The organism is Microbacterium martis, from assembly GCF_047246685.1.
Classification (GTDB): Bacteria; Actinomycetota; Actinomycetes; order Actinomycetales; family Microbacteriaceae; genus Microbacterium.
The window spans coordinates 1-11427 of sequence record NZ_JBFOKT010000002.1; the positions used below are offsets into that span (position 1 = coordinate 1).

The window sequence follows — 11427 nt, forward strand, 5'->3', positions numbered from 1 at the left end:
GCGGGGGCGGGCCCTTCGACAGGCTCAGGGACCCAACGGGCGGGGGCGGGCCCTTCGACAGGCTCAGGGACCCAACGGGCGGGGGCGGGCCCTTCGACAGGCTCAGGGACCCAACGGGCGGGGGCGGGCCCTTCGACAGGCTCAGGGACCCAACGGGCGGGGGCGGGCCCTTCGACAGGCTCAGGGACCCAACGTACGGGCCCTTCGACAGGCTCAGGGACCCAGGTGCTCGACGACATCGACGCGCGCCCCGGCAGCACGGCATCCCTCCTGCGCACCGTCGTGGGCCTGTTCCTGCGGCCGTCCGGCGGGTGGATCTCGACCGCCGACCTCGTCGCTCTCGCCGGCGACCTCGGCATCCCCGACGCTCCGGCGCGCACCGGCATCACCCGCCTGAAGCAGAGGGGTCTGCTGCTCGCCGAACGCCGAGACGCCGCCGGGTACCGGCTGAACCCGGCGGCCGAGCGGATGCTGGAGCTCGGCGACCGCCGCATCTTCGCCATGCGCGAGATGACGGACGCCGACCCGTGGTGCCTCGTGTCGTTCTCGATTCCGGAGAGTGCCCGCAGCATCCGTCATCAACTGCGCCGCCGTCTGCAATGGATCGGGGCGGGGACGGTGTCGCCCGCTCTGTGGATCTGCCCGGGGCATCTGCAGGGCGAGGTCGAGCTGATCCTCGACGAGCTCGACGCGCGGGCGTGGGCGACCCTGTTCCAGGCATCGGCCCCCGCGCCCGCGGGGTCGCTCGTCGAGGCCGCCGCGGACTGGTGGGATCTCGACCGGCTGGAGGCCGAGCACCGGACGTTCCAGTCGTCGCTCGACACGCTGCCCGCCGAGCCGTTCGCCGCCTATGTGCACCTCATCGACCGCTGGCGCGTGCTGCCCTACACCGACCCCGGCCTGCCGCCGTCGATGCTGCCCGACGACTGGCCCGGCCGGCGCAGCTTCGAGGAGTTCGCGCGGCTCTCGGGTCGGCTGGCTGCGCCTGCCGGGGCGCATGTGCGCGCGGTCACCTCGTCGCGGCGACCACGGTGATCGAGCGCCGCGGCAGCGCCGACGGCTACCCGGCCACCTCGCGCAGGAAACCGGCCACATGCTCTTGGAGCCGGACGATGCGCAGATCCCTCGCCAGCTCACGGTCGTAGCCCTGGTACGCCAGCGGCGGCAGCATCCGCACCGTGCGCGAGCAGCCGAACTCGGCGCACGTGAGGATGCCGACCGTGTCGCCCTTGCGTCCGGCAGCACCGGCCTTGCGCGCGACGTACAGCTGCACGTCGTTGCGGAGCGTGACGTCTTCGCACCAGGAGCATTGGGCGCGTGCGATCACGCGCTGCTCCGCGCGCTGAAGGACGACACCGACTGCGACGTCGTCGATCCAGGTCACGACGTAGGCGCGGCGAGGCATCTTCGGGTCGGTCCAGCCGAGGAAGTCGATCCGGTCGAAGTCGATGTCGGCGAAGCCGGGCGGGAGGGTCAGGTCGGAGACCTCTTTGCGGGAGGCGTTGCGGAAGGAGGCGCGGATGGCGCGCTCGTCGATGGGACGCATGGTCGTCGTGCTTTCGGAATGGTCGCCCCGCGGGGCGGATCGATCGGGTGAGGGGTTCCCGGCGACGGGCGCCGGGTGCGACGAAGCACCGGAGACGGACGCCGCCTCCGGCTCGACCTCAGCCTCTGTCCGCGGCGCTGAGCGCGCCTGCGGCTCCCCTCTGCGCCGGAACGGCGCACATCGACGACAGCACCCGGCGAGCCTACACCCGTTTGTTTCGCCCCGTGTCGGCCCTGCGCACCGATCGGTCACGCGCGATCTACGCTTGCCGGATCGTCCGATCCCGAAGGAGTCCCCGTGTCCACGCCGCTGAACCGCCTGTCGCCCCTCCCGGTGCGTGAGCGTGCGGCGTGCATGTGCCGGCAGGGCGGCCGGTGCTCCTCGATCGCGCCCGGGCATGCGCTGCACCTGATCCAGGCGCGCATCGCGTCGGCGACGCCGGCCGACTGGATCGACGGCATCGTCGAGACGGCGGATGCCGCGACCGGCGACATCCAGGTGCGCACGCTCGACGGCGCCGCCCACGCGCTGTGGAACGGGTCGGGGGCAGCGCTCGAGGCTCCTGTCGGGACGCCCGTGGCGCTGCACGCGCGCTACGGCGTGCTCGCAGTCGGGCGCACGCAGTTCAACGTCGCCGCGGTGTGAGGCTTCTCGTCTCGTCGCTGTGCTCCTCGCGGGGCGTCCGCGGCTCATCGCGGGGCGACGAGGGTCCGCGTCAGGCGGCCGCCATCATGTCCTTCATGGCCATGCACGCCTGCATACACGCTTCGCACGCCTGCGCGCACATCCGGCAGATGTCGCTGTGATCGGCGTGCCGTAGGCAGTCGTCCATGCACTGCCGGCACATGGCGATGCACGCGTCGAGCATCGCCGTCATGGTCGCGGGGGTCATCCCCTGCATCCGCATCATCGACCGCATCATCGTGTGGCACATGTCGGCGCAGTTCATGCACGCCGGCGCACAGTCCATCAGCTGGGTCGAGCACACCGTGCAGGCCTGCTCGCAGGCGGCGCAGGCGTCCATGCATGCCTGCATGACCGACATGTCCATCATCGCCATGTCGGGCATCGACTCCATGCTCTTCGACATGGCGCCCATCATCATCGAGTCCATCGCACACCGCTTCCTCGTCGGAGACAGCGGGCAGGACACCCGCCTGGCGCCAGGCTAGTCGCAGATCGCGCGAACGTCGACGGGGGTGGATCGTTGACACGGCACCGGGCGATTGTCAATCCCGTAGCCCCGCACGGCGTCGTTTGCGAGGGTATGGGGTGTTATCGATCCGTCAAGGAGAGGAGCCGCACATGAGTGCCGCAGACGACATCAAGAACTCCGCCGAGAAGGCCATGGGCAAGGCGAAGGAAGGCATCGGCAAGGCCACCGACAACGAGCGCCTCGAGGCCGAAGGCAAGGGCGACCAGGTCAAGGCGTCCGCCAAGCAGGCGGGCGAGAACGTCAAGGACGCGGCCAAGACCGCTTTCGACAAGTGAGGCCCGCCGGCGGGCGGGCCTCACTGTCAGGTCACGCCCGTCGGTTGCCGCTGATGGATCGGATCAGCCACGCGATCACGGCGATCGCCAGGAGGACGAGTCCCACCCAGAGCAGGAACTGGAGTGACTGCACGAGGCCGCCGGTGATGGCGAGGATGATCGCGATCACGATGACGATGATCAACAGGATGTTCATCAGATTTCCTTTCGCCGGGGCTCAGTGCGCCCGTGTCAGCCGATAAAACTAGCCGCAGTTCATCCAGCCCGCACAGGGGCTTGACTCAGGTACCTCTCAGGTGCCAAACGATGAGGAGGTCGAATCATGCCCGGTCGTCGGAACAACTCGCTCAAAGATCCCGAGCTGTACGAAGAGCTCCGCGACGACGGAGCCTCGAAGGAGAAGGCGGCACGCATCTCGAACGCAGCCGCTCGTGACGGACGCAGCACCGTCGGTCGACGCGGCGGAAAGCACGGCGACTACGACGACTGGACGGTCCCCGAGCTGAAGAAGCGCGCGAAGGAGATCGGGCTGACGGGCTACAGCCGCAAGCGCAAGTCCGAGCTCATCTCCGCCCTGCGGAACCACTGAGGCGCGGGTGACGCGTTTCGGTGTCGAGGAGGAGTTCCTCTTCCTCGACGAGGCCTCTCTCGTGCCTCTGTCCCTCTCCCCCGAGACGCGTGCGCGTCTGACTCGTCCCCGCGACATCGGCCGGGTGACGACCGAGTATCTGGCGTCGCAGCTGGAGTGCATCACCGATCCGCTGTCCTCGCATGCCGACGCGGAGTCGCAGCTTCGCGACCTCCGCGGCTTCATCGCCGCGCAGACGCAGGGGCACGGGGCCATCGCCGCCGCCGTCGGCGCGCCCTTCGCGACCACCCGGTCGCCTCTGATCTCGCCGTCGCCGCACTACGACGACGTGTCGGCGAGGCTGGCGCACCTGACCCGCGAGCACGAGGTGAACGGCCTGCACGTGCACGTCGAGGTGCACGACGACGACGAGCGCGTGCGTGCGCTCAACCGTGTGCGCGGCTGGCTTCCGGTGCTCCTCGCCCTCACCGTCAACAGCCCCTTCGCCGGCGGCGTCGATGCGGGCTTCGCGAGCTGGCGCAGCATCCTGATCCGCCGCCTCCCGACCGGCTGGTGCCCGCCGCGCTTCCACGACGTCGAGGATTACCGCCGGCATGTGCATCAACTCCTCGACCTGGGCACGATCGGCGAAGCGAGCTCGATCGGATGGGACGTGCGGCTGTCGGAGCGCTTCCCCACCGTCGAGGTGCGGGTGTTCGACACCCAGCTGACGGCGGAGGATGCCGTGCTCGCCGCCCTTCTGAGCCGGGCGCTGGTGCTGAACGACGCGGATCCCGCGACGGACGACCCCCTCGACGGCATCGACGCGTCGCTGTGGTCGGCCGCGCGCAGCGGGATGGAGGCGCGGATCATCGACCCCACCACCGGCGAGGTCGCCGACGCCTGGCAGGTGGCGGAGCGGATGCTGGACGCCGCGACCCCCGTCCTGCAGCAGTTCGGCGACGAGGACTACGTGCGCGACGGACTGGATCGCATCCGCACGACCGGCACGGGAGCCGCACGCCAACGCCGCGCCCTCGCCGCGGGAGGGATGCCGGCTCTCGCGGGTCTGCTGCGGGCGGAGGGTGCGGCAGCGCCCGCCCCGGCGGCCTGAGTCGGGCCCGGCGTCTGCCGGCGGCGGCCTGAGTCCGGCCCCGGCGTCTGCCGGCGGGGGCGAATCGGGCCCCGGTGTCTGCGGCCGGGAGTAGTCTCGGCCTGTGGCATCCTTCGCCCCTCTTCAGCGGCTCGTGATCTCGATCGCCGTGCTCGCGTCGTTCGTGACCTTCCTCGACGGCACCGTCGTCAACGTCGCATTGCCCGCCATCAGCCGAGAGATCGGCGGGGGCATCACGACGCAGCAGTGGGTGGTCGACGCCTACCTCATCACCCTCAGCGCACTGATCCTGCTCGCGGGATCGCTGTCAGACGCCTACGGTCGCGTGCTCGTGATGCGCATCGGCCTGATCGCCTTCGGCGTGGCATCCATCGCGGTCGCCGCGGCGTTCGATCCCCTCACGCTGATCATCGCGCGGGCGGCGCAGGGTGCGGCGGGCGCGCTGCTGGTGCCCAGTTCCCTCGCCCTCATCACCGCCACCATGCGCGCCGACGTGCAGGCACGGGCCATCGGCGTCTGGACCGCGTTCACCACCGGAGCGCAACTGGTCGGCCCCCTGCTCGGCGGGCTCTTCGTCGACTTCCTGTCGTGGCGGTTCGTGTTCCTCATCAATGTGCTGCCGATCGCGGTCACCCTTCTGCTGCTGAGCCGGCTGCATCTACCCGAGCGCGAGCGCGGGGTGCGCGTCGACTGGTGGAGCGGCGCGCTGTGCGCCGTCGGCCTCGGCGCCGTGGTCTTCGCCCTGATCGAGCAGCCCAACCTCGGGTGGGGGTCGCCGGCGATCTGGGCGCCGGCCGTCGGCGGGGCGGTGCTGTTCGCCCTCTTCCTGCTGCGGCAGCGCACCTCGGCCACCCCGCTCATGCCGCTCAGCCTCTTCCGTGTTCGCGACTTCGGCTGGGGCAACCTCGCGACGCTTTTCGTGTATGCGGCGCTGTCGCTGAACGGCTTCGTCGTCGGCGTCTACCTGCAGCAGGGCGCCGGTCTCAGCGCCACCGCGGCGGGCCTCGCGAGCCTGCCCATGACGATCCTGATGATCCTCGTCAGCTCGCGGGCGGGCGCATGGGCGGGCCGGTGGGGTCCGCGCATCTTCATGACCGTCGGTCCGCTGGTGATGGCCGCGGGAGCGCTGATGCTGCTGACAGTGGGCACCGAGTTCGACTACTGGTGGCAGGTTCTGCCCGCCATGATCGTGATGGGACTCGGACTGTCGCTCACGGTGGCCCCACTCACGGCGGCGATCCTGGGAGCGATCGACGAGCGGCGTTCGGGTATCGCCTCGGCGGTGAACAACGCGGTCGCCCGAGTCGCGGGACTGCTCGTGATCGCGATGCTCTCGACCATCGTCGGCGGGGCGCTCGACCTCGACGGCTTCCACAGCGCGGCCTGGGTCACGGCGGCGCTGCTCGTGCTGGGCGGGGTCGTGTCGTGGATCGGCATCCGTCGCAACCCTGCCGAGCCGGCCGCCGCGCCCGAGCCCGCCGCCGACGCGCACCCCTGAGCGCTGGGTGGGCCCCGCGTCGCACGGGGTCTCGGGAGCGCGGGGCGCGCGATCATCACGAGAGCGGCGCGGGCGCGCGACCCGCATGGTGGGAGCGGACGCGCGACCCGCGCGAGGGTTCAGCTGACGGGGCTGAGCGTCTTCGCGATGTGCGTGTGCACGGCCTTCAGCCACGACACGAGGAACTCCGTGGTCGAGTCGTCGGTGACGTCGCCGTCTTCGGTGACGAGGCCCTCGCGCATGTGGATGTACGCCTCGGGCTGCGAGAGCTCGGGCGATGCGAGGAACGACAGGATCGAGCGCAGGTGCTGCTGCGCGACAGCGGTGCCGATCGGTCCGATGGATCCCCCGATGACGGCCGACGGCTTGCCGGCGAAGCTGTTCTGCCCCCAGGGGCGGCTCGCCGTGTCGAGCGCGTTCTTCAGCACTCCGGGAACCGACCGGTTGTACTCGGGTGTGACGATGATGACCGCGTCCGACCCTTCGACGGCCTTCTTGAACTCGGCGGCTTCGGCCGGAATGTCCTGATCTCGGTCGGCCGAGTAGAACGGCAGGTCGGCGATCGGGATCTCGACGAGGTTCAGTTCGGCCTGCGGCGCGAGCTTCACCAGCGCCTTCGACAGGCGGCGGTTGATCGAGGTCGAGGAGATGCTGCCGACGAGGAAGCCGACGGTGTACGTGGTCATACGGGTGAGATCCTTTCGATGGTCCATGCACGTGCATAGAACCTGAACGCCCGGGCGACCGCTCGCATTCCCGCCACCGGAGATGTCGAGCCCGGGCCTCATCACACGGGCATCCCCGTGTCAACGGGAGGGCGCCGCGCGGCGGCATCCGTCATCCTGGGCATTCCCCGGCACCGATCAGGAAGGAAGCATCGTGACCGACCCCAGCCCCTACCCTCAGGACAAGGGCCCCTTCGACGCGGCCGCCGCGACGCCGGAGGGCGAGAAGTCCTTCACGGCCGACGACCCGGCCATCGACGACCCGGCCGCACCGGATGCCGTGCAGTACGGCGGTGACCGCCGTGGCGAGCTCGCCGAAGACCCGCCCGCCGCGCCCGCCGGTCCCGACGACGACGGCGAGCCCGAGCTTCTCGACGCGGAGACCAACACCGATCCCGACATGAGCGTCGACGACGGCGAGGACTGAGCCCACGGGCGCCGACGGAACGCAGGGTCACACTCGACCGCTCGCCGCCGACCGCGGCTAGCGTGTATCCGTCGCGACCGGCTCCGTCGGTTCGCGGATGACGCGCGGGAGGTGCAGTGACGAGCGACGGATCGTCGTCGGTCTCCGGCGCTGCGCTGCCCGTCGCGGCGGTGCTCCTCTCGGTGGTGCTGTGGTCGACGACCTACGGTCTGAGCGCGATCGCTCTGGTGACGGCCTCGCCCGCCGTGCTGTCGGAGCTGCGCCTGGTGCTCGCCGTTCCGCCTCTGCTCGTGCTCATCCTCCTCGGCGCACGACCCCGCGTCGCCGCAGTGCTGCGAGCGCTCCGCCGCCCGCGCACGATCGTGCTCGCTCTCACGGGCGTCGCGCTGTTCTCCCTGCCCAGCAACATCGGCCTCACGCAGACAACGGCCGGTACGGCGTCGCTCATGTCGGCGTCGCTCCCGGTGCTGACGGCGCTGATCGCCTGGCGGCTCCTCGGCGAGCGGATGACCCGACGCGTGCTCATGGGCCTGACGCTGACCACCGCAGGAATCGTGGTCTCAGCCGTCGGCGCCGTTGACCTCGGAACGGGCGCCGCGCTCATCGTCGCCGGACTCGCGTCGTATGCGCTCTACACGGTGCTGCTGCGTCGCGCCGGATCGACGCCCGAGATCCCATCGGGTCCGTCGACCTCCGCCACGGCCGCCACCGCCACGGATGCCGCCGCCACGGATGCCGCCGCCACGGATGCCGCCGCCGACGCGGACCCCCTGGTCGTCGCCACCGCGACAGCCGTCTGGGGGGCGGTGCTGCTCGCCCCCTGGCTGCTGTTCGAGGTGGCCACCGGATCGGCCGCGTGGCCGTCGACCGGGGAGGGCTGGGCGGCCGTCGCGTTCCTCGGCCTCGTGGTGACCGGGCCCACCATGGCCCTGTTCACCTACGGCGCCGAGCGGGTGCCGGCCGCGGTGTCGGGCACGGCCACCGGGGCGGTGCCGGCGCTGGGATACGCGTTCGCGGTCGCACTCGGCGAGCCGGTCGATGCCGTCAAGGTCGTCGGCGGAGCACTCGCTCTGGTGGGGATCGTCGTCGCCGCGGTCCCGCAGCGCACGACACGTCCTCCGCGCGGCACGCGCTCGCGTCAGATGCTGCCGGTCAACAGGTAGTCGAGCGTCCGCGCGCGGGAGAACTCCAGGTGCCGGCGCATGGCGGCCTCGGCGGCCGCGGGGTCGCGCTTCTCCAGCGCGGCGATGATGGCGGAGTGCTCGGCGTTCGTCTCGACCGCGTCGCCGCGCTGGAAGTGCAGCCGGTAGTGGTGGAGGTGCGGGCGCAGCCGCACGATCGCATCGGCCAGCAGGCGGTTGCCCGACCCCTCGGCGATGACGCGGTGCACCTCGGCATCCCGTGCGGCGAAGGCCCGGTAGTCCGCGAAGCGCGCCGTCCCCGGCGACGCGCTCTCACTGAGCGCCGTCATCTCGTCGAGCAGTCCGCGCAGGCCGCGGAGCGTCTCGTCCACGAGGTTCTCCGCCGCCAGGCGCGCGGCCTCGGGCTCGAGCAGGAAACGCAGCTGGAAGAGGTCGTCGAACCCGTCGGCGTCGAGGAGCGACGCCGACGTGTACCCGCGGAGGGCGCGTTTGACCACGAGCCCCTCGGATTCGAGGCGGGCGAGCGCTTCGCGCACCGGCGTGGGTGAGACGTCGAGGTCGCGTGCGACGCTCTCGATGTTGACCTTCGCGCCGGGGGCGATGTCGCCGTCGAGGAGCAGGGCGGCCACGGCGTCGTACACCTCGTCGACGAGCGTCCTGCGCGGGGGGATCGGAGACGCCATGCTCCCACTGTAACGGCGGCACGCCTCGACGGTCGGCCGACCCTGCCGCGCGGGAGGGTCCGCGTCAAGTCCCTTCCCGCGGTCCGGCACCCCGGTGATCATCGGGTCATGCATCCGATGGGAGCCCGTTGAACATGACCGCATCCGCCCTCGTCTCCGACACCGCCGTCGCCTTCACCCCGCGTGGACCGCTGAGCGATGCGATCCTCCGCGCCCTCACCGGAAGCGGCGCCGACGCCGACCATTCGGCCCTCGCCGTCGAGGCCGTCGCCGCGAGCGGCGATCTGCTCCGCGACGACGACGTCCAGCTCGCCCTCTTCCTCCTCTACGCCTCGGCGTACGGGTCGCTTCCGGCACTCGACGAGACGCTGGAGTGGGATCCGCACCTCATCACGACCCGGCGCATCCTGGAAGACGCTTTCGAGCGCACGCTCCGCGAAGTCGTTCCGGTGCCCGAACTGCCCGAGGCCTCGGTCGACGCGGTCGGGCGCGCGCTTTTCGCCCTGGCCGCCGCCGACACGGGCCCGAGCCTGTCGCGGTACATCGCGAAGAAGGCGACGCGTGAGCAGGCGGAGGAGATGCTGATCCAACGCTCGGTGTACACGCTGCGCGAGGCCGACCCGCACTCGTGGGCGATTCCTCGTCTGGAGGGCCGCGCGAAGGCCGCGCTCGTCGAGATCCAGTCGGACGAGTACGGTGGGGGCCGTCCGCACCGGGTGCACCAGGTGCTCTTCGCCGCCGCCATGCGGGCGGCGGGTCTCGACGACACCTACGGCGCCTATGTCGACGACATCCCGGCCATCACGCTCGCGTCGTTCAACATGATGTCGATGTTCGGGCTCAACCGACGACTCGTGGGCGCGATCGTCGGCCACCTCGCCGCCTACGAGATGACCTCGTCGATCCCGTGCCGGCTCTACGCCGACGGCCTGCGCCGCCTCGGCTTCGACGAGCAGGTCGCCGAGTACTTCGCCGAGCACGTCGAGGCGGATGCCGTGCACGAGCAGATCGCGGGCCGCGATCTGGCGGGCAGCCTCGCCGAGGACCACCCGGAGCTGCTCGAGGACATCATGTTCGGCGCGGCCGCGTGCCTGACGGTCGACGGCTGGATGGGCGGTCACGTCCTCGACGCATGGACGGCGGGTTCGTCGTCGCTCCGGCGGGGAGTCGCGTCATGAGCGGAGCGCACGAGGCGACGACCATCACCCCCTATCCGGACGGCCCTCTGCTCGTGCGCGGCGAGATCGAGCTGCGCACCCCTGACGGCGAGCTGATCGAAGCGCGGCGACGCACCGTCGCGCTGTGCCGTTGCGGGCTGTCGATCATCAAGCCGTTCTGCGACGGCACGCACAAGGCGTCCGGTTTCCGCACCGAGTAGCCACATCCAGGAGGCATCATGCAGGAGAGAAGCACCGACCTCGAACCCCGCCGCGCCATCGTGACCGGAGCCGACTCGGGCATCGGTCGCGCCGCGGCGGTCGCCCTCGCCGCGGCCGGCATGGACGTCGGCATCACGTGGCACAGCGACGAGCAGGGGGCCGAGGAGACGGCGGCGGAGGTGCGCAGCCACGGGGCCCGAGCCGTCGTCGCACGCCTCGACGTCGCCGACATCCCTGCCTGCGGAGGCGTCGTCGACGGGCTCATCGACGTGCTCGGCGGCGTCGACGTGTTCGTCAACAACGCGGGCATGGGCTCGACCACCCCGTTCCTCGACCTTCCCCTCGACGAGTGGCGCACGGTGCTCGACACCGATCTGACCGGAGCGTTCGTGTGCCTGCAGCGGGCGGCGCGTGCGATGGTGGCGGCCGGGCGTGGTGGACGACTCATCGCGGTGACCAGCGTGCACGCGCATCAGCCGATGGTGGGCATGGCCGCCTACGACGCCGCCAAGCACGGATTGAGCGGTCTGATGAAGAACCTCGCGCTGGAGCTGGGCGCTCACGGCATCAGCGCGGTCAGCGTCGCACCGGGCGAGATCGCGACGCCCATGACCGATCAGGTCGACAGCGATCCGCGCGACGAAGACCGCCCCGGCGTCCCGCTCGGACGCCCCGGCGACGCGCGGGAGGTGGCCGCTCTCATCGCGTACCTCGCCTCTCCGGAGGGAGGGTACGTCTCGGGTGCGTCCGTCGTGATCGACGGCGGGATGCTGCAGATGGGCCCGCAGGCGGGCGTCGCCGTCGAAGCGCACGACTGGCGCACGGTCTGAGGTGCGTGGGGTCGTCGGGGGCCC

Annotated in this window: 16 protein-coding genes; 11 read left to right on the plus strand and 5 right to left on the minus strand. The window is 71.0% G+C overall.

Features of this window, described 5'->3' with window-relative positions; all coding sequences use genetic code 11:
* Positions 1-1035 (plus strand): PaaX family transcriptional regulator (locus AB3M90_RS07900; RefSeq protein WP_412951259.1); only part of this gene is annotated, 1035 nt, incomplete at its 5' end.
* Between the two features lie 25 nt (positions 1036-1060).
* Here the strand turns inward: AB3M90_RS07900 and AB3M90_RS07905 are convergent.
* Positions 1061-1546 carry an FBP domain-containing protein gene (locus AB3M90_RS07905; RefSeq protein WP_412951260.1) on the minus strand — a complete coding sequence of 162 codons (486 nt, stop codon included), beginning with the start codon at positions 1544-1546 and terminating at the stop codon, positions 1061-1063.
* A gap of 297 nt (positions 1547-1843) precedes the next feature.
* Between AB3M90_RS07905 and AB3M90_RS07910 the strand changes: the two genes are divergently transcribed.
* Positions 1844-2191 (plus strand): hypothetical protein, encoded by a 348-nt coding sequence (locus AB3M90_RS07910; RefSeq protein WP_412951261.1) that lies wholly within the window; start codon positions 1844-1846, stop codon positions 2189-2191.
* Positions 2192-2261: 70 nt separating this feature from the next.
* Here AB3M90_RS07910 and AB3M90_RS16120 read toward each other — a convergent pair whose 3' ends face one another.
* On the minus strand, positions 2262-2660 hold the full coding sequence (locus AB3M90_RS16120) for a four-helix bundle copper-binding protein (RefSeq protein WP_489672173.1): 399 nt from the start codon (positions 2658-2660) through the stop codon (positions 2262-2264).
* Between the two features lie 191 nt (positions 2661-2851).
* Here AB3M90_RS16120 and AB3M90_RS07920 point away from each other — a divergent pair, with 191 nt between their 5' ends.
* Positions 2852-3037, plus strand: coding sequence for a CsbD family protein (locus AB3M90_RS07920; RefSeq protein ID WP_412951264.1), 186 nt, complete (start codon positions 2852-2854; stop codon positions 3035-3037).
* Between the two features lie 31 nt (positions 3038-3068).
* On the opposite strand, the gene AB3M90_RS07925 is transcribed toward AB3M90_RS07920, so the two are convergent.
* Positions 3069-3233, minus strand: a complete 165-nt coding sequence (locus AB3M90_RS07925; protein WP_412951265.1) for a hypothetical protein — start codon at positions 3231-3233, stop codon at positions 3069-3071.
* A 126-nt stretch (positions 3234-3359) separates the two neighbouring features.
* Here AB3M90_RS07925 and AB3M90_RS07930 point away from each other — a divergent pair, with 126 nt between their 5' ends.
* The 3 genes from AB3M90_RS07930 (at position 3360) to AB3M90_RS07940 (ending at position 6217) form a co-directional block, all read left to right on the plus strand.
* On the plus strand, positions 3360-3626 hold the full coding sequence (locus AB3M90_RS07930) for a DUF7218 family protein (protein WP_412951266.1): 267 nt from the start codon (positions 3360-3362) through the stop codon (positions 3624-3626).
* Positions 3627-3633: 7 nt separating this feature from the next.
* Positions 3634-4719: a carboxylate-amine ligase gene (locus AB3M90_RS07935; protein WP_412951267.1), complete on the plus strand. Its 1086-nt coding sequence runs from the start codon at positions 3634-3636 to the stop codon at positions 4717-4719.
* A 103-nt stretch (positions 4720-4822) separates the two neighbouring features.
* Positions 4823-6217 carry an MFS transporter gene (locus AB3M90_RS07940; RefSeq protein WP_412951268.1) on the plus strand — a complete coding sequence of 465 codons (1395 nt, stop codon included), beginning with the start codon at positions 4823-4825 and terminating at the stop codon, positions 6215-6217.
* Between the two features lie 119 nt (positions 6218-6336).
* Here the strand turns inward: AB3M90_RS07940 and AB3M90_RS07945 are convergent, their stop codons facing one another.
* The gene (locus AB3M90_RS07945; protein WP_412951270.1) at positions 6337-6903 is read right to left on the minus strand and encodes an NADPH-dependent FMN reductase; all 567 of its coding nucleotides are present in this window, start codon (positions 6901-6903) and stop codon (positions 6337-6339) included.
* Positions 6904-7096: 193 nt separating this feature from the next.
* Between AB3M90_RS07945 and AB3M90_RS07950 the strand changes: the two genes are divergently transcribed.
* Together AB3M90_RS07950 and AB3M90_RS07955 are read left to right on the plus strand one after the other, a co-directional pair.
* Positions 7097-7369, plus strand: coding sequence for a hypothetical protein (locus AB3M90_RS07950; protein ID WP_412951271.1), 273 nt, complete (start codon positions 7097-7099; stop codon positions 7367-7369).
* 116 nt (positions 7370-7485) lie between these two features.
* Positions 7486-8532 (plus strand): DMT family transporter, encoded by a 1047-nt coding sequence (locus AB3M90_RS07955; RefSeq protein WP_412951272.1) that lies wholly within the window; start codon positions 7486-7488, stop codon positions 8530-8532.
* Here the strand turns inward: AB3M90_RS07955 and AB3M90_RS07960 are convergent.
* Positions 8508-9194 carry a GntR family transcriptional regulator gene (locus AB3M90_RS07960; RefSeq protein WP_412951273.1) on the minus strand — a complete coding sequence of 229 codons (687 nt, stop codon included), beginning with the start codon at positions 9192-9194 and terminating at the stop codon, positions 8508-8510. The genes AB3M90_RS07955 and AB3M90_RS07960 overlap by 25 nt on opposite strands.
* A gap of 134 nt (positions 9195-9328) precedes the next feature.
* On the opposite strand from AB3M90_RS07960, the gene AB3M90_RS07965 reads away from it, so the two are divergent.
* Genes AB3M90_RS07965 through AB3M90_RS07975 form a run of 3 tightly spaced genes read left to right on the plus strand, consistent with a single transcriptional unit; the run spans position 9329 to position 11403 of the window.
* Entirely contained in the window at positions 9329-10372 is a 1044-nt protein-coding gene (locus tag AB3M90_RS07965) for an iron-containing redox enzyme family protein (RefSeq protein ID WP_412951274.1), read from the plus strand.
* Positions 10369-10572, plus strand: a complete 204-nt coding sequence (locus tag AB3M90_RS07970; RefSeq protein WP_412951276.1) for a CDGSH iron-sulfur domain-containing protein — start codon at positions 10369-10371, stop codon at positions 10570-10572. The genes AB3M90_RS07965 and AB3M90_RS07970 overlap by 4 nt, the downstream gene beginning before the upstream one ends.
* A gap of 18 nt (positions 10573-10590) precedes the next feature.
* Positions 10591-11403, plus strand: a complete 813-nt coding sequence (locus AB3M90_RS07975; RefSeq protein WP_412951277.1) for an SDR family oxidoreductase — start codon at positions 10591-10593, stop codon at positions 11401-11403.
* The last annotated feature ends 24 nt before the right edge of the window (positions 11404-11427 follow it).